This window comes from Natronospira elongata (assembly GCF_034931365.1).
GTDB lineage: Bacteria > Pseudomonadota > Gammaproteobacteria > Natronospirales > Natronospiraceae > Natronospira > Natronospira elongata.
The window spans coordinates 14,554-31,990 of record NZ_JAYGII010000006.1; the positions used below are offsets into that span (position 1 = coordinate 14,554).

Consider the following 17,437-nt stretch of genomic DNA (forward strand, 5'->3'; position numbering starts at 1 on the left):
CCTCAGAAATCAAAGCGCAGAGTCAGGCCGCCGCTTCTGGCGTCCAAACGACCAATCCGCTGGGCACTGATGTCCAGGCGGGTGTTGCCGCCAAGTTCGAAACCCACCGCCAGGCGCAGTATGGGAGCGGTATCCTGGGTATCGCTGTGCTGGCCATCCGGGATGTCCAGGCGCCAGCGGGCCACGCCCAGACCCACGCTGGGATGGAGGAATCCAAATAATTCGTAGTTCAGTTCCGCATGGGCCGTCCAGGCGGTGGCCGAGGATGTTCGAAAGCCTCCCACTACGCGGCGGGTGTCGCCGTCCTCGTCCACTTCATCCTCGAACAGCACGGTATCGAAGCGCCCCATGTCCAGATAACCGGCAACCAGATCCACATTGCTGGTGACTGACCAACCGGCGCGGACCCCGAATGAGGTGTCGCTCTGATAGATGCGAAAGTCCTCTTCGCTGACATCCAGTTGGGTGCTGCCGACCTCGACTCCAAGATGCCATTCCGGCTGCGGTGGCCAGACCTGGGCCTGCAGGGGGTGGGCCAGCAGCACCAGTGTCGGTATCGTCAGCCAGGCCGATTGCTTGGATGCATTTTTCATGGAACTGCCCTCGCCGTATCAGGTGGCTTGCGTGTTGGATAAAATCGCCGTCTCAGTCTCCTCCAGCAGATGACGGATGGCGTTTGCATAATAGCGCAATACCGGGGCTTCTCCCTCACGGATTCTATAGCCGTCATCTTCGCTCGCCAGCAGTCGGCGGATGGTAAGCATCCGCAGACCCAGATCCACCGCATAGTCGGCATCCCGGCGGACTACCCAGGTATTGCCATGACGGCTTGCGATTCTGTCGAGCAGTTGGCGATACCCATCCACCAGGCGTTGCCGTGTCCAGGCACTGCTTGAATCGCTGAGCAATAGCCAGGCCAGGGCGGAGACCGGCGTGACCGGCATGACGTCGGCGATGGCGGACATCAGATGGTCGGCGAATTCACGGGTGATATCGATCCTTTTCCGGCGTGGCAGATCACGGAAATTCACACCCCGTGTCCTCGCCCATTGGCGGGCGGAGATGGGCTCGCCAAAGTTGGCGGCTGCATAGCCCAGGCGATACCACTGTCCCCGGCTTCGCCGACGCAGGCTCCGGGCCAGGAACTTCAGGCTTCCCCAGACCGCCGAGACGGCGGATTTCCGTTCCGCCCGCTTGCCGGCCTCATCCAGCAGTGTCCGGTCTTCAATGACCCGGTCATAGTTGATGCAGACCGGAATGAAGACGATGTCGCGGGCCGCGTCAAGGTCATGTTCACGCAGCATGTAATCGAGCAGGCCGATACGCGGTTCGCGAAAATCGCCGTCACGGCTCAGGCCGCCCTCCGGGAACACCGCCTGGACCACGCCACCCTCCACGGCCATCTGCACATAGCGTTCCAGTACCCGTCGGTAGAGGGCGCTGTTGGAGCCACGGCGAACAAAATAGGCGCCCGTGGCCTTGACCATCTGTTGCAGGGGCCAGACCCGGGCCCATTCCCCCACCGCATAGGACAGCGCGGCCTGCTTCTGTGCCAGATAGGCGAGCAGGACGTAATCCATATTGGAGCGGTGGTTGATCACGAAGACGATGCTGGCCTCACCTTCGATTCCTTCCACCACGCTAGTGCCTCTTGGGGATAGCCTCACCTTGTAGAGCCTTTGCACCAGCCAGCGTGCAAAGCGGCGGCCCAGGCTGAAATAGAAGTAGGCATTGAAGGCCGGCACGATCTCCCGGGCATAGCGTTCCACGCGTTCCAGGGTCGCGTCCCAGGGCGCACCGGTGCTTTCGCAATGGGCCCGGATCTCCTCCAGCACGCGGGGATCGTAGACCAGGCGGTCCACCAGTACCCGGCGCTTGGTCAGCGAAAAGGTGGGTAGGCGCAATTTGAGCTTGCGGTTGAGCTGATCGATGAGGAGATTGACCCGGCGCCGGAAGAACCAGCGCACGCTGGGAAGCAGCAGGCGCTCCAACAGCACCCACAGGGCCAGCAGCCCAATTGCGGCCAGCAGCCAGAATGGTACTTCGACAGTCTCGGTCATTGATGCATGATAGCCGGGTGGTGGCGCCAGTGTCAGGCCAGAACGGCGGTCAAGGGGATTTGCGCGCCTCCATAACGCGTTGCTTTCGCCGCCACAGCCACAGGCCACGGAGGCTGAGGATGGCCAGGGCGGTGAGGATCAGGGCCATGCCGGTGGCTTCCAGCGTGGTGGGGCGTTCGCCCAGTTGCAGCCAGGCGGCGCTCATGCCCACCACCGGGATGGCCAGGGCATTGAGGCCGGTGACGCCGGCCGGCAGGCGGCTGACCAGGTAGAGCCAGAACAGCCAGGCCAGGGCATTGGCCGGCAGGATGTTGAACAGTAGGGCGCCGATGAAGACCGGATCCCAGTCGATGGGTGGGCGCTCCACCAGCGGCAGCAACAGCAGCAGGGGAATGACGCCGAGCAGCATCTGCCAGGCGGTGATCGGAATCAGCTCCCAGCGGTCGCGCATGGGAATGCGCTTGGCCACCACCACGCTGGCCCCCCAGCAGGCCCCGGCGGCGATGGCCAGCAGACTGCCGGCACCGCGCAGGGCCGGGTCCCAGGGCCCCACCAACAGGATCAGTCCGCCCAGGGCAAAGGCGACCGCCAGCCACTGCCAGTCCCGGACCTTTTCGCCCAGGACCAGGGCGGCGAAGATCAGTACCCAGAAGGGCATGGTGAAGGCCAGAATGGCGGTCTTGCCGGCGTCTTCCATGGACAGGCCCAGGGTCACCAGGCCGGTGAATCCGGTGGTCTGCACCAGGCCCAGCAGCAGCACATGCCAGGGGGCGGTGAGGCGGAAGCCCTGCCCGGCCACGAAGGCGATCAGAAACAGGCAGAGCATGCCGCCCAGGCTGCGCAGGATGGCAAAGTCCAGGGCGTGACTGTAATCCAGGGCGATCTTCATCACCACCCAGTTGTAACCCCAGGTCAGCACCAGCAGGGCGAAGCCCGCCAGCGCCAGGGTCTGTCGGGGGACTTTCATTGTCGGGTGATGAGCTGCCGGAGGCGGAAGCCCAGGGAGGCGCCAATCAGCGCCAGCGCCAGTCCACCGAGCACCAGGCCGGTGATCAGGCCGGCGCCAATTTCCTCGGTACCCAGCCAGCCGGGGATGAACATCAGAAGATAAACAAGCGCAAAGCCCAGGCCCAGCAGCAGAGCGCTGCGGTAACGCTGCCAGCGCAGCACCCCGGCGGTGATCAGACCGCCGACGAAAAAGGGCAGCAGGAAGCTGATGGCCGAGGCGCGGACGTCATTGGTCGGCTGGATGACTTCCGCCTGCAGCCAGAAAGCCGCCGCCAGACAGAGCATGGCAGCCACCATGCCCGAGCAGATGGCAATCAGGGCACGGATGATGATGAGCAGGATTTCCAGATTTCTTTCATTCATGAAGCGGACTCCGCTTGTTTGCTCAAAGCCTCTCTTTCGGCATCGGCGGCTTCGGGCATGAGCCAGGCGCTGCCGGCACCGGCCAGGCAGAGGCCTATGATGCAGAGCATCATGACGTTGAGGCCGAAGACATGGGCCACCAGGCCGAGCCCCGCGGCTGCCAGGGTGAGCATGCCGATGGCGGTATTGGAGAAGGCGACCCAGGTGGGCCGGTCAGCGGCGGGAGCGGCATCCACCAGCCAGGTCTTTCGGCCCAGGCGGACGCCGGCCTCGGCCAGGCCGATCAGGACGAAAACCAGGGCATAGACCGGGGCGGTGCGCAGGCTCTCGGGCAGCACCGCCACCAGCAGGGCGAGGACACCGGCCGCTGCGGCCAGCAGGGCGCTCCAGAACAATACCTTGCGCGAGGAGGCGTCGGAGAACTTGCCCCAGAAGGGGCTGCCGATCACCTGTGCCACGCCCACCGCAATCACGAAGGTGCCCAGGCCCACCGCACCGGCTTCCAGGATGCCCTGGCCGAAGAGCACAAACAGCGGCGTTGCCACTTCCACGGTGAGCAACAGGGTGCGGGCGATGAGATAGCGCCGGTAGCCGCTCAGCTCCCGCAGCAGGCGCAGGCCCTGAGACGCCTCATCAATGGCATTGCGACCGCCGGCGGTGGCCCCCGGTTCTTCCCGGATCAGTCCGAACAGGCCGGCGGCCAGGAACCAGAGGATCGCGCCCAGAAAGATCAGGCCAAGGTAGACCACCATGTCCTCGCCGCGGCCGATATATTGATTGATGAGCAGGCCGGCGGCGATGGTCAGGGCGCCGCCAATGGCTGCCCGGTTGGCCAGCAGCCGCCCCCGGCGTCCCTTGGGAATGGTCTTGCCGACCACGTCCTGAAAGGCCACCGAGGCGGTACCGCTGGCGATGGCGTAGATGGCAAGCAGGATCACGATGGCCCAGCCCGCCTCGTGGGCAGGGAGAAAGACCGCGGCCGGGACCATCAGCAGCAGGCAGGCGGCCTGAGTGAGGCCGGAAAAAATCCAGAAGAACTTGCGCCGGGCCACCGAGCGGATCAGTCCGGCAATGGCCAATTGGGGCAGCAGGGAGCCGGCCTGCTTGATGGGCATGAGCAGGCCGATCAGAAAGGCCGGCGCACCCAGGGCGGCCAACAGCCAGGGCAGCACCACATTGGGTCCCGCCACCTGCTCGGCCAGCTTGCTGCTGGCGCCATTGCTCACATTGAGCAGATAGTTGCGGGGCAGATTGGTGCAGGCGGACTCGGGAATGGCCTGGCAGAGGCGATCGGTCTGATCATCCCCGCTCAGCACCGCATAGGCACGATTGCTCAGTTGTTCCGGGTCGCGCACCTTGACCTCGACAGATTCGCTCACGGCGGTCTCCGCTGGATCGAAAGACGACAGAGTTTAACAGAGGCCCTGACGCCTCCGGATCAGAGTGTGCGTGCCGGATCGCCGTTGACATCCACTGCCTGTTCCGGTGCCGGCAGGCGGGTGAGGGCGATCAGGGCGAGCAGGATCAGGGCCATCAGGGTCATGACCATGGCGTTGAGCCCGACTAAGTCGCCGATCAGGCCAAGGGAGCCGGCGGCCAGGGCCACCCCGCCGATGGCGGTGTTGGAGAAGGCCACCCAGGTGGGCCGGTCGGCCGGCGGGGCGGCGTCCACCAGCCAGGTCTTGCGACCAATGTTGGCGGCCGACTCACCCAGTCCAAGCAGGGCGAAGATGGCCATGTACCAGACCACGTTGAGCCAGTCGGAGGGCAGCACGGCGGTGGCCAGGGTCATGCCGCCGGCGGCCAGTCCGAGCAGGGCCGCGGACAACAGCACGGCCCTTGAGGAGCGATCGGCGATCACGCCCCAGAACAGACTGCCGACAATATGGGCCACGCCGACCGCCAGGATGAAAAGACCCAGATTGGCCGGATCCTTGTTGAGCACTTCCTGGGAGTGAAGGATGTAGAAGGGGGTGGCTATCTCCACCCCCAGCAGGCCGGCCCTGAGCAGGATGAACCAGCGAAAGCCGGGGATGCGGCGAAACCAGCTCAGCCCGGCTTTCACTTCCTGGGTGAAACGCCGGGCATGGGGTTCGGCATCGCCCGGCATCTCGTGAATGCGGGCTACGGCCAGTGAAGAGAGCACCCAGAGGGCGGCGCCAAAGGCAATCAGGCCGAGATAAACGTATTCCGCCTGATCCTCACCGATGTAACGGGTCAGGAGCAGCCCGGCCACCACCGTGAGCATGCCCCCCAGCGCGAAACGGTTGGCAATCAGGTGACCGCGCCGTCCCTTGGGAATGGTCTTGCCGGTGACATCCTGGAAGGCCACGCTGCCCATGCCACCGGCCAGGCTGAACAGGCCCAGCAGAGCCACCACCGCCAGGGCGGCGCCGGTTGGGGGCAGCAGGGCGGCGGCCGGAATCATGCCCAGCAGACACAGGGCCTGAATCACCCCGGACCAGAACCAGAACCCCTTGCGCAGGCGAAAACGCCGCATCCAGCCGGACACCACCAGCTGGGGAATCAGCTTGCCGGTCTGCTTCACCGGCATGAGCAGCCCCACCAGGGCGGCCGGTGCGCCCATGGCGCCCAGCAGCCAGGGCAGGACCACGGCGGGGCCGGCGACCTGATCGGCGAGACGGGTGGCGGCGCCATTGCCCAGGTTCATGAAGTAATTGCCCGGCAGATGGGGATCGCGCTGATCGGGAGTGAGATCCAGTCGCTTGCGGTCGCCACTGAGGGCGACATAGGTCCTTTCGGCGAGGGCCTGTCGACGCCGGCGCCCCTGGGAGTCGGCCATGGTATCTACTGTCCTTTCTGCAGCCAGTCCTCGATCAGGCGACGGGCCACGGAGTGGTGGGTGGGCAACTGCAGGCCTTGCTCGGCGACGGCGGTGCGCAGGTCCTCGCGGCGCCACCATTCGGCATCGCGCAGTTCGCCATCCAGGCAGCGGATGGTCGCATCCCGGCTTTCGGCTGTATAGGCCAGCATCAGGGAGCCGGGAAAGGGCCAGGGCTGTGAGTCGAAGTAGCGCAGGCTGGCCGGGGCGATCCGCAGGCCGGCCTCCTCATGGATCTCGCGGATGGCAGCGGCCTCCGCCGTCTCGCCGGGCGAGACGAAACCCGCCAGCACCGAGCGACGAGAGGCGGGCCAGCTTGGTTGGCGGGCCAGCAGCAGTCGGTCCTGGTGACATACGGCAACGATGACCGCCGGGTCGGTGCGGGGGAAATGCCGTCGACCGCAGTCCGGGTTGCTGCATTGGCGGGACAGGCCGGCCGGCCCGCGCTCGGTGGGATGGCCGCAGCGGCCGCAGAAACCGTGGGTATCGTGCCAGTGGATCAGGGATTTTGCCCGCGCCAGCCACTGCCAGTCCTGCCGGCTGAGATCGGCAGCCATGGCGCGCAGTTCGGCAAAGTCACCCCCAGGGATCCGCTGCCGTGGTGTGAATCGGCGCAGGCGCACGGCGAAGCAGGGCGCGCCATCCCATTCCCCCAGCCAAACCGGGGTGTCGGCATGATCCAGCAGTTCAGATGCCTCGGCCCGGCGGGGTGCCAGCAGGCGGATGGGCCCGGCCGCCGTTTCCCGACAGTCGAGGAAGACCCGCTCCTCGCAGATCGGCAGAATCCGGCTGTCGGCATCCTGCCAGCGACGCTCAAGGGCTTTCGGATCGAGAAAGTCGTGTTCCTGTGTGGCGCTGCTCACCATTCCACATCGCGTCCCGCCCGGCGCCATTCGGCCCGGATCACTCGCCATTCCCCGTCTTCTTCCAGATCCAGGGTCAGGGTGATATCGAAGGCATCGGCCTGCAGTCGGCCCCCGCCGGTATCGGCCATGCCGGCCAGCAGACGGACGTCGGCACGCACGCTGGTGACCAGATCAATGTCACGAATGCGGCTCAGGATGCGCGGATTCTGATGGCGCATGAAATAGACCCGAACCAGATCGCGCAGGCCGTCCTTGTCATGGCCGGACTCATCCTGGTAGCGCTCGGATATATGGCGCATCAGCCGTCGCGTGGAGCGATCCTCGGCCGCCTCTTCGGCCGCTGCGATCACCGCCCGCACTTGCGTTTCCGGATCATCCGGCTCTCCCCCGCAGGCCGAGACCAGCGCGGCGAAGGTCAGCAGCAGTATGGCGCCCGTTAAAGCCCGAGTGTGATGAAGCGTTTTCATAGTGATCAGTCTACAGCCTGTTCGAGTATTGCAATGCATTAGTGTCTTGTCAGCCTGCGGGAGGCTCATTACAATGGGATATAAGGCCCAGGGTTTACGGGCTTTTGGTATAAGGGTGGTAACCTCAGAAGTACAGAAGAATGGAGGGGGAGATGAAAGACGGGTTCAATCCTGCCATCCAAGTGATTGCTGTTTTCACCATCCTGATTGGCCTTTTCTGTATTGCGCAAGCCTCTGCCGCCTCGGTCGAGCGGGTTCATGTCTGCAGCCAGTGTGTTGACGGTGATGCCGCTTTTGAGGAGGCCAAGGCTATCGCTGAAGTTAAGTGCGAAGCGGCGAGTGGTGGGGCTTCCAGCTATGAAGACGGATATGGCGAACCTGGTCTCGCGCCAGCCTGCAGTATTCCAGATGAAACCCTGTTCCTGTTTGAGCCCGACCAGCAGGAGGTGTACGCATTTGACGTCCACTATTCCCTTCCCGGTGTTGGTCAAGCGGAGTTCTTGGTCGTTTCTGCAGACATCAGTCTTGCGACCGCTGAGGAAATCCGCACGGGCTGGGGCCTGTATCTGGAATATTTGGCTATGATCGAAGACGTTGAAATGCGGATGGCCGAGTTTTTGCAGCCGAACGGCAACACGCCTTCTTACGGGCCATTAAGTATCGGGGTGAGTGATTCCGATGAAATCGCATGCCCTAGTGGGACCGCATTAGAAGCCTTGGGCGATCACGCAAAGCTGACTCAATTGAAAGAGCAGGCAGTTTCGGAGTTCCAATCAGCTTACGAGGACCGCTTATCAGGATATGGCGTCACACTAGCAATTAGTGGGGGTTGGCTGTCGATAGATGCAGGGCCTTTGGGCGCAGGGTTGAATTTTGACCTTGAGAGAGAAGAAAGCATTGAGCTGGAAGAGCATTGGAGAGCTTATTTCGACTTCATGGAAGATGGCAGTAATGGCTGGGCCAGCATTTCGGATGATCCCGACTTTCTTGCTTTTAGGTTTGTCTTGGAGCCCTCAACTGATGGAGAGTTGAGCGTAACAATGGAGTTGGATCCAAGTCTCAGCCGTGTACATGGCGAGGAGGGGTGGTTGACCGAGCCACATGATCGCAGTGAGTTAGATGACTGTAGTCGTCAGCGCCTAGAGCAGGCCGTGGCTGATGGGCAGATCATTGATCCAAACTCGAATTTCAATTTCGGTGGAATAAGCGGAGTTGATGTGACTGAAACAGGTCCACATGTAAATCCTGGTGGGCGCTATATCACTGTGTGTTACCAGTTTACTGCCAGCGTGGAAAGTACGGATGAGATCCTGGCGCAATGGGTCGAATGCGCCACACACGAGCCATAGGACTAACAGCAAAGTGACCAGATGATGGGCCCACCAACTGCTGGGCCCATCATTAGCCCACATGTCACGCTAGGCCTAAGGAAGGGAGCGAAAGTATCCAGTTTTTGATGGTATGAGGGCCTATGTGCATAGGCTGCCTTTAAGATCTGGGAGAGTGTTTTCGATTCAGCCCGGTCAATCGCGGATAGATCCGCTCCCACGGCGGCTTCAGCCTGCGCCACAGGCACCGTGGGAGCGAATTCATTCGCGATGTGGAGCTTACCGCCCCGCAGCCGGAACGCGCCCCCGTCACCCTCGTCAAAGGGCAATCGCCAGCCGAAAGCCAACGCACACTGCTTACAATCATTCCCTCGCCCTGACCCTCAAGCCAGCCGCCGACCGATCCATACATCACCCCGGCGGTAGACACGGGAATAGCCGACGTGCTGTTCCAGCCAGGCGAAGGTCTCGTCGCGGTAGAAGCAGACGTGGGTGGGGTCGTGACGGTAGCGCCAGCGGGCGAAGCGGGCGTCTTCGGTCAGTCGGCCGGTCATCACCGCGAGCACGCCGCCCGGTCGCAGCAGCTCGGTCAGTCGGCGAAATTCCCGGCCCGGGTGGAAGAAGTGCTCCGCCGTTTCGGTGCAGCTGATGAAATCATAGCGTCCCGACAGTGCCGCCGGTTCTGCCCGGAAGCAGGGGTCATAGGCCGTGGTGGGCAGGCCGGCGGCGGTGAGCATGTCCGCGAGGACCGCTGCCGGGCCGCAGCCGTAGTCCAGGCCCTGTGAACCCGGTTGCAGCTGTTGTTGCAGCGGGTCGGCCACCCTGGAGAGAAACTGCCGATAGCCGGGATCGGCCGGATCGTTCTGGTGCAGGGCGTATTCCGCCCTTTCCCTGGCCGGGTTGGGGCGTTGCTCGGGGTCAAGCCAGGTTAGGCGGCAATCCGGGCAGCGCCGGTAGCGGCGGCCCCGGCGGGCGTCGATGCAGAACAGACGGCCCTGGCGGGTGTCGCAGAGGGGGCAGGAGGGAGCGGCTTGCCTGGACATAAGGGGCGTTTTTCGGTATTCTACAAGGTCTTCGGCGCCATGCCGAACAGCGAGGATTGTACACGAACCGGGCGGATTCCGGGCGCGGGGCCAGCAGGCCCCAGTCGTTCGAGCATTCCGTCCGGTATTTGTTTTTGGGGCCACCGAACCCGGAGTCTGTTTGCTTCAGGGTTCCCAACAGAAGAGAGGCCGGAGCCATGTCGGTACTCGACAAACTCAGGGAAATTCGCGCCGTGGGCGGCGCTACACTCACCAGTGGGCTGTCCGACGATGTGATCAGTCGTTTTGCCGAGCAGGATCCACTGCTGGTCCAGGCCGTGGACGAGGCGCTGGCGGTGTTCGCCGAGCTCAAGGGTGACTACGGTGACATGCTGAACCTGGATGAAGAGCAGCAGATCCAGGAAATTCAGGGGCGCTTCGTCAATTTCTACCCCGATGATGCCGTCAATCCCTATGTGACCCTGGCGGCCCGTGGGCCCTGGATCGTGACCGCCAAGGGTGCGGTGCTGCATGACAACGGCGGCTACGGCATGCTCGGCATGGGCCATGCCCCCGAGCGGGTGCTTGAGGCCATGAACCGGCCGCACGTCATGGCCAACATCATGACCGCCAATTTCAGTCAGCGCCGCCTGGTGGACGCCCTGGAACGCGAGATTGGTCATGCCCGCGGCGGCGACTGCCCCTTCGATCGCTTCCTGTGCATGAACTCCGGTTCCGAGGCCGTGACCGTGGCGGCCCGTATCGCTGACGTCAATGCCAAGATCGCCACCGATGAGGGTGGCCCCCATGCCGGGAAGGCGATTCGTCGCATGGCCCTGGTGGGCGGTTTCCATGGCCGTACCGATCGGCCGGCCCAGTTCTCCGACTCCAGTCGCGGCACCTATCAGAAGCATCTGGCCAGCTTCCGCGACCGCGATGAGGATCTGGTGACCGTGGAAGTGAACAATGTCGAGGACCTCAAGGCGAGGTTCGCCCAGGCCGAGGCGGATGGCGTATTCATCGAGGGACTGTTCATCGAACCGGTGATGGGTGAGGGCAATCCCGGCATGGCCATTACCCCCGAGTTCTACCAGGCCGCTCGAGAGCTGACCCGTGAGCATGGCACCCTGCTGCTGGTGGACAGCATTCAGGCCGGCCTGCGTGCCACCGGCTGTCTGTCCATTGTCGATTACCCCGGCTTCGAGAAGCTGGACGGTCCGGACATGGAGAGCTATTCCAAGGCCCTGAACGCCGGTCAGTATCCCCTGTCCGTCTTGGCCATGAACGAGCGTGCCGCGAGCCTCTATCGTAAGGGCATCTACGGCAACACCATGACCGCCAATCCGCGCGCCATGGACGTGGGCGTGGCGGTGCTGGAATCCATCAGTGACGAGTTGCGCGCCAACATCCGCGATCGCGGTCAGGAATGCGTGGACAAGCTGGAAGCGCTGAAGACCGAGCTGGCGGGCAAGATCACCAAGGTCCAGGGCACCGGTCTGCTCTTCTCCTGCGAACTGGATAGCGGCGAGTACAAGTGCTACGGCGCCGGCTCCACCGAGGAGTACATGCGTACCCGCGGCCTGGGCGTGATCCACGGCGGCGAGAACTCCCTGCGCTTCACGCCCCATTTTGACATCACCTCCGAAGAGGTCGATCTGATGATCGAGGCCGTGCGTGACGCCCTGGAACATGGGCCTCGCAAGGAAATGCGCGAGACCGGCTGAGTTTCTGCCCTCTGCCAGGCACCGCTTTCGCTGGCCAGTACAGGGAAAGCGTCCCGGGAAAGCCCCGTTCAATGATTGAACGGGGCTTTCTTTTATAACCTTCAAGTGCCTCCGAAGTTGCTGATGTATCCGGGAAAGCGAAATAAGCACGGTTGTCTGAACCCTATCTGACCGTTACAGTTCCCGACGAACGGCCGTCTCCCGTCATGGCCCTGTCATAAAACTGAAAGGCCCCTCTGGCATCCTCGACCGTCGGTTTTTGCCCGAATCTTCCCCGGTTCGGCACGGCAGGTATTTCCGGAGGTCATGATGTCCGTCTTCCTCGAATGTCATCAGCTTCACAAGCAGTTCGATGGCAACCCGGTGCTGGATGGCATCGATTTCTCTCTCGACCGCGGTGAGTGCCTGGTCCTGCTGGGGCCGTCGGGCTGTGGCAAGAGCACCCTGCTGAACATCATTGCCGGGCTGCTGGCGGCGGACCAGGGTGAGCTTCGCTGCGATGGTGAGGTTCTGGATGCACCGGCCCAGGGCTTTCACCGGCCCATGCGGGATCGTCGTTTCTCCATGGTCTTCCAGGATTTCAGTCTGTGGCCGCACATGACCGTGGCGGAGAATGTTGCCTTTGGCTTGCGTGTTCGCGGCGCTCATCGCTCACGCATTCGTGAGCAGGTGGAGCAGGCACTGGCGCGGGTGCGCATGAGTGATTTTCTTGACCGCAAACCGGAACAGCTGTCCGGGGGGCAGCAGCAGCGGGTGGCCATTGCCAGGGCCCTGGCGGTGCAGCCGCGACTGCTCTTGCTCGATGAGCCTCTCTCCGCCCTGGACGCTCGCCTGCGCGAGGACCTGAAAACGGAACTCGGGGCGCTGCTGCAAGACAGCGGAGTGACATCGGTGTATGTCACCCACGATCAGTCCGAGGCCATGACCCTGGGTGATCGAATCGCCTTGATGAAAGGTGGGCGCATCGAACAGATTGGTCCGCCCGAACAGGTGTATCGCGAACCGTCCAGTTGTTTCGTGGCGGAGTTTCTGGGGAGCTCCAACCTCCTGCCCTATCAGCGCCAGGCCAACGAGGTCGCCGTCCAGGGTGGCCTGCGCCTGTCCCTCAACGGTCAGGCCGAGCGTCTCCCGGCACAAGGCAATTGCATGTTGCGCCGGGAAGCCGTCTGCATCAGTCAGAGTGCCTGCTGCCCCGGGGATGATGTGATCGAACTCTCGGCCATCTGTCGGCAGATGCATTTTCTTGGTGATCGTCATGAGGCCTTCGCCGAACTGGAGAACGGCCATACCCTGCGTGGCATCGCGGACGGGCCGGTGCGCGAAGGCGCCACTGTGCGGGTGCGCTTTCCCCGCAACGCCCTTCGTTTCCTGCCTGACTGACATCAACCATGTCCCTTCCGCGTCATCCCCTGACGGCTACCTCCTTGCTGTTGCTTCTCCTGTTGGTCATTGCCTGCAGCCAGCAGGATCAAGACGAGACCCTGGTGGTCTATTCCGCCGGGCCACGCGTGCTGGCCGAACAGGTGGCAGAGGCCTTCGAGTCGGAGAAAGGCGTACGTGTCGAGTTGTTTGCCGCCACCACCGGACAGGTAATGGCCCGTCTCGAAGCGGAGCGTTATCGGCCACGGGCGGATGTGGTCGTTTTCGCCAGTCGCTCGGCCGCCGAGGCCCTGAAACAGGACGGCCGCCTGCTGGCCTACCCCAATCCCGACTGGTGGGAAGACAGTCGTGAGGAGTGGCACGACCCGGATCAGTACTACTTTGCCACCTCGGCGGCACTGGTCGGCATGGCCCTGCGAGCGGACAAGGACGAAAACCTCGACTGGGCGACCGTGTTCGCCGGCGAGGGGCCGGGCAGGGTGACCATGCCTTCGCCTTCCCGCTCCGGTTCGGCCGGTGACTTTCTCGTCGCCTACAGTCTGCAACGGGGCGAGGCGGCCGCGCGGGACGATTTCCGTGCCGCCCGCCAGCATGGCCTGATTTTTTCGGCTGCCAACAGTCAGGCCATCAGCGGCCTGGTAGTCGGAACCTATGACGTGATACTCGCGGCCGCCGATTACCTGATCTATCGTCAGATCGACGCCGGTGCGGATATTCGCATGCATTACCCACCGTCTGGCTCGGCCCTGGTGGAACGGCCCGTCGCCGTCCTGGCGGATACGCCGGTGCCCCAGCTGGCTCGACATTTTGTCGACTTCTATCTCAGTGAAGCCATGCAGGAAGCGGTTGCGGCGCAACATCTTCTGCCGGCGAGAACAGGCGTCGAGCCAAGCGCACTGCGCCGACACGCCGAGGCACCCGCCACCTTTGATGTGGATCCGGTCGCGGCATGGGAGCAACAGGCGACCATCCTGCGTCGCTTCCAGATTCGTGTGGAAAGAGCGGAAGTGATCCCTGCGGAGTCGACGCCGTGATGGTCAGGCAAGCGTTCCTTCTGCAGCGTTTGCCCCTGCTCCTTTGCCTGGGTCTGTTGCTGCTGTTGACCGGCTATCCTTTGCTCATTCTCTTTCTGCAAAGCGTCTTCCCGCAGATTCTCGGCGGCTCCCTGAGCGGCTTCCTCGAGCCCTATCAACGCATCGCCGAAACCACGGATCTGGGCGCCATGATCGGCACCAGCCTGCTGTGGGCCGGCAGCGTGACCCTGATCAGCTGGGTGATTGGCATTCCCTGCGGTTTCCTGCTGGCCCGTACTGACATCCCCGGAAAGCTCTGGCTGCGGCTCAGCCTCCTCTTTCCCATCATGACACCGCCCTACATCGCCGCGCTGTCCTACATTCTCGTCATGCAGGAGGGGGGCTTTGCAGACGCTTTCCTCGGGGGACTGCCGGCCGGCCTGCGTGCCTGGTTCTTTTCATTCTGGGGGGTCAGTACCGTCATGGCCCTGGCCTCTTTTGGCTATGTGGCGCTGGCGGTGGAAGCGGCTCTGGAACGGCTCCCGCAACGTTTTGATGATGCGGCCGCCCAGCTCGGTGCCGGCCTGTCGCAGCGTCTGCGTTTGATTCTGCTGCCGCTCTTGCTGCCAGCCATTCTCAATGCCGGTCTGCTGGTCTTCCTGGAGGCCATCTCCAACTTCGGGGTTCCGGCCGTGCTGGGGACACGTTCAAATCTGCCGCTGCTGCCCGCTGAGATTTTCTATCTGGTGACCAGCTGGCCGGTCGATCTTGGTTTGGCCACTTCCTTATCCAGTCTGCTGTGCCTGATGGCGCTGGCTGGCCTCTATGGCAGTCGCTGGCTTGGTCAATGGATCGGTGGGGGGCGCTACCGCCCGGGCCCGGCAAGACAACTCCCCATTGGGCGTAAGGGTCACTGGCTTGGCTGGGCCTTCGTCGCCCTGCTGTTCCTGCTTAGCACGATAGTCCCCTACCTGGCCATGATGCTCAGCAGCCTCGCCGAGGGCTGGCAGGGTGGTCGCCCCGCCCTGACTCTGGCTCACTATCGCGAGCTCCTCAGTCCGGGATCCCGGGGTGCCTCGGCGCTGCTGACGAGCCTTGGCCTGTCCCTGTCCGCCGCCACCGTCTGTATTCTGATTGGCGGATACATCGCCTATGTGGGCAGTCGCAACCGTGGTCTCCTGCAACAGTTGCTGGATGGCATTGCCACCTTGCCCCGGGTGATTCCAAAGATCGTCATGGCCGTGGCCCTGATTCTGGCCTGGAACGCGCCCTGGATACCGTTCGATCTCTACAATACGGTGTGGATGCTGCTGCTGGCCTACGTGATCATCTACATCACCGACGCCCTCAACTACGCCAATGCCAGCCTGCAAAGCATGAGCGTGAATCTGGAGAATGCCGCCGCCGTTCTGGGCGCCAACCGTTTCACAGTGTTTACCCGCATCGTACTGCCTCAACTGGGTCCGGCGCTGAGTGCCGCCTGGCTGGTCACCTTCATTGTTTGCATGCGGGAACTGGTGGCTTCCATCCTCTTGCTGCCGCCCGGCACCGACACCACCGCCACCTTCATCTTCAGCCAATTCGAACAGGGGGATATCTCCCTGGCTATGGCGATGGCCAGCCTGACCATTCTGCTCAGCACCATCGTGCTCGTGGCCTTCCAGCTGAGACGCCGTTCATCCCACTGAAAAATCGCTGAAACATTCTCGTTAAATCCCTGCAATCTCTACCGCCTAACATGGCTTGCCCACCAGCGGCGTTTCCTTGTTCCCCGGGAAGGACTTGCCTCGCGCCCCACGCACCCACGGACGGCGGTGCCGCTGTCGTGTCAACCCGGGCGCTTCCATGCACGTGAAGGAGAAATCATGAATAAGCATGCCAGTTCCCTGATTGGCATTGGCCTGGCTGCATTGATGAGTGCACCCGCGGCCAATGCAAGCAGTGCTGAATCCCGTCTCATCGAAGCCCTGGTCGAGGAGGGTACGCTGAGCCGTGAGCGGGCGGATGCCCTGTTGGCCGAAGACGCGCCGGTAAAACGGTTCGAGTCCTTTGATTATGAACCGACCATGCCCGTCGTCGGCGATGACATTCGCGCTCGAGTGAACAAGTTCGCCATTGAAACGGCCGATGGAAAACACCGTTTCGGCTTCCGTGGCCGTTTAATGGCCGACGCCGCCTGGCTTGAGAATCCATTCAAGACCACCGACGACGAGCGAGCCGATCGGGGCGACATTGCTCGCTACGGCACCATCTTGCGGCGTGCCCGCCTCGGGGCCCTGGGTGTGATGTACGACAACTGGGAGTGGCAGCTGGAGGTGGATTTCCGGGATGACGAAGTTCGCTTCGCCAACGCCTATATCGCCTATCTGTTTCCTCAGGGTCGTCTCGCGGTTGGACACTTCAAGGAACCGTTCAGCATGGAGAGCAGCACCAGTTCCCGCCGGATCACCTTCATAGAGCGAGCTGCTCCAGTGGACGCCTATCGACCCAGCCGTGAACTCGGTGTGATGTATGAAACCATCCTGCCACGATGGTATGCCGCGGCAGGACTGTTCGGCGGTGATGGCGTTGCACGAGATCGTGACGTGAGTGAAGGCTGGTCCTTCGCGGGCCGTACCTCATTCGCACCCGTATTGGACGAAGAAGCCGGTCTCTGGTCGCACCTGGGTCTTTCTGTCAACTATCGACGCAATGCCTACGAGTATGAACGCAGTCGCGGAAGGGAACGGCAATACAACCCGGTGCGCATGCGGACCCGTCTTGGCACCCGCGCCGTGGACGGTCGCATGATCGGCGAAAATGATATGGAAAATGTTCGCGACTGGACCACATATGCCCTGGAAGCCGCCTGGGGTACAGGCCCGTTCTCACTTCAGGGGGAATACCTGGTACAGACACTCTTTCGGGACGAGGAGTCCCGTGGTTTTGAGGGAGCCAATCCGGAGGTGACCGAAATGGAATCATCCGGCTATTACCTCCAGGCCAACTGGTTCCTCACCGGCGAACAGCGCAACTACCGGGCCTTCAGTGGAGATTTTGGACGAACCAGCGTCGACAGCCCTCTTAGCAAGGGCGGGCGAGGTGCCTGGGAACTGGCTGCACGCTTTGCCACTGCCGACTCCATGGAGCATCACGTGGCAGACGATCGACAGAAGATTGATCACTACACCTTTGCACTCAATTGGTATCCCGAAGACGACATCATCCTCAAGTTCAATGTGATGTACATCGATGCCGAACGTGGCATCGACCCGGTCGATGGTGGGCCGAAGTCATGGGAAAGCATGGCTTACGCCTTGCGCTTTCAGTACGAGTTCTAACAGGCAGCGGATCAGATTGGGTCGTGAGTCTCAAGGTGGATGCC

Annotated in this window: 15 protein-coding genes; 6 read left to right on the forward strand and 9 right to left on the reverse strand. The window is 62.6% G+C overall.

Annotation, left to right across the window (positions count from 1 at the left end; all coding sequences use genetic code 11):
• Positions 1-2 precede the first annotated feature (2 nt).
• From VCB98_RS04390 to VCB98_RS04425, 8 genes are read right to left on the reverse strand one after another with little or no spacing between them, the layout of a single operon-like run.
• Positions 3-593 carry a hypothetical protein gene (locus tag VCB98_RS04390; protein WP_346050687.1) on the reverse strand — a complete coding sequence of 197 codons (591 nt, stop codon included), beginning with the start codon at positions 591-593 and terminating at the stop codon, positions 3-5.
• Between the two features lie 18 nt (positions 594-611).
• A complete protein-coding gene (locus tag VCB98_RS04395; RefSeq protein ID WP_346050688.1) occupies positions 612-2,060 on the reverse strand; it encodes a 1-acyl-sn-glycerol-3-phosphate acyltransferase in 1,449 nt (482 codons plus the stop codon).
• A 49-nt stretch (positions 2,061-2,109) separates the two neighbouring features.
• Positions 2,110-3,027 carry a DMT family transporter gene (locus tag VCB98_RS04400; RefSeq protein WP_346050689.1) on the reverse strand — a complete coding sequence of 306 codons (918 nt, stop codon included), beginning with the start codon at positions 3,025-3,027 and terminating at the stop codon, positions 2,110-2,112.
• Positions 3,024-3,431 carry a hypothetical protein gene (locus tag VCB98_RS04405; protein WP_346050690.1) on the reverse strand — a complete coding sequence of 136 codons (408 nt, stop codon included), beginning with the start codon at positions 3,429-3,431 and terminating at the stop codon, positions 3,024-3,026. Before VCB98_RS04405 ends, VCB98_RS04400 begins: the two co-directional genes overlap by 4 nt.
• Entirely contained in the window at positions 3,428-4,810 is a 1,383-nt protein-coding gene (locus VCB98_RS04410; RefSeq protein ID WP_346050691.1) for an MFS transporter, read from the reverse strand. Before VCB98_RS04410 ends, VCB98_RS04405 begins: the two co-directional genes overlap by 4 nt.
• A gap of 59 nt (positions 4,811-4,869) precedes the next feature.
• Positions 4,870-6,234, reverse strand: a complete 1,365-nt coding sequence (locus VCB98_RS04415; RefSeq protein WP_346050692.1) for an MFS transporter — start codon at positions 6,232-6,234, stop codon at positions 4,870-4,872.
• Between the two features lie 5 nt (positions 6,235-6,239).
• Complete coding sequence (nudC, locus tag VCB98_RS04420) at positions 6,240-7,139, reverse strand: NAD(+) diphosphatase (protein ID WP_346050693.1); 900 nt, start codon at positions 7,137-7,139, stop codon at positions 6,240-6,242.
• The gene (locus VCB98_RS04425; protein ID WP_346050694.1) at positions 7,133-7,606 is read right to left on the reverse strand and encodes a hypothetical protein; all 474 of its coding nucleotides are present in this window, start codon (positions 7,604-7,606) and stop codon (positions 7,133-7,135) included. Before VCB98_RS04425 ends, nudC begins: the two co-directional genes overlap by 7 nt.
• Before the next feature lie 152 nt (positions 7,607-7,758).
• Here VCB98_RS04425 and VCB98_RS04430 point away from each other — a divergent pair, with 152 nt between their 5' ends.
• On the forward strand, positions 7,759-8,955 hold the full coding sequence (locus VCB98_RS04430) for a hypothetical protein (RefSeq protein WP_346050695.1): 1,197 nt from the start codon (positions 7,759-7,761) through the stop codon (positions 8,953-8,955).
• A 362-nt stretch (positions 8,956-9,317) separates the two neighbouring features.
• On the opposite strand, the gene VCB98_RS04435 is transcribed toward VCB98_RS04430, so the two are convergent.
• Positions 9,318-9,977 (reverse strand): class I SAM-dependent methyltransferase, encoded by a 660-nt coding sequence (locus VCB98_RS04435; RefSeq protein WP_346050696.1) that lies wholly within the window; start codon positions 9,975-9,977, stop codon positions 9,318-9,320.
• Positions 9,978-10,174: 197 nt separating this feature from the next.
• Here VCB98_RS04435 and VCB98_RS04440 point away from each other — a divergent pair, with 197 nt between their 5' ends.
• The 5 genes from VCB98_RS04440 to VCB98_RS04460 all read left to right on the forward strand — a co-directional run bounded on the left by VCB98_RS04440 (position 10,175) and on the right by VCB98_RS04460 (position 17,393).
• Positions 10,175-11,680, forward strand: a complete 1,506-nt coding sequence (locus tag VCB98_RS04440; protein WP_346050697.1) for an aminotransferase class III-fold pyridoxal phosphate-dependent enzyme — start codon at positions 10,175-10,177, stop codon at positions 11,678-11,680.
• Positions 11,681-11,989: 309 nt separating this feature from the next.
• Positions 11,990-13,060, forward strand: a complete 1,071-nt coding sequence (locus VCB98_RS04445) for an ABC transporter ATP-binding protein (RefSeq protein WP_346050698.1) — start codon at positions 11,990-11,992, stop codon at positions 13,058-13,060.
• Positions 13,061-13,068: 8 nt separating this feature from the next.
• The gene (locus tag VCB98_RS04450) at positions 13,069-14,094 is read left to right on the forward strand and encodes an extracellular solute-binding protein (protein ID WP_346050699.1); all 1,026 of its coding nucleotides are present in this window, start codon (positions 13,069-13,071) and stop codon (positions 14,092-14,094) included.
• Entirely contained in the window at positions 14,094-15,761 is a 1,668-nt protein-coding gene (locus tag VCB98_RS04455; protein ID WP_346050700.1) for an ABC transporter permease, read from the forward strand. Before VCB98_RS04450 ends, VCB98_RS04455 begins: the two co-directional genes overlap by 1 nt.
• A 177-nt stretch (positions 15,762-15,938) precedes the next feature.
• Positions 15,939-17,393: an OprO/OprP family phosphate-selective porin gene (locus VCB98_RS04460; protein WP_346050701.1), complete on the forward strand. Its 1,455-nt coding sequence runs from the start codon at positions 15,939-15,941 to the stop codon at positions 17,391-17,393.
• The last annotated feature ends 44 nt before the right edge of the window (positions 17,394-17,437 follow it).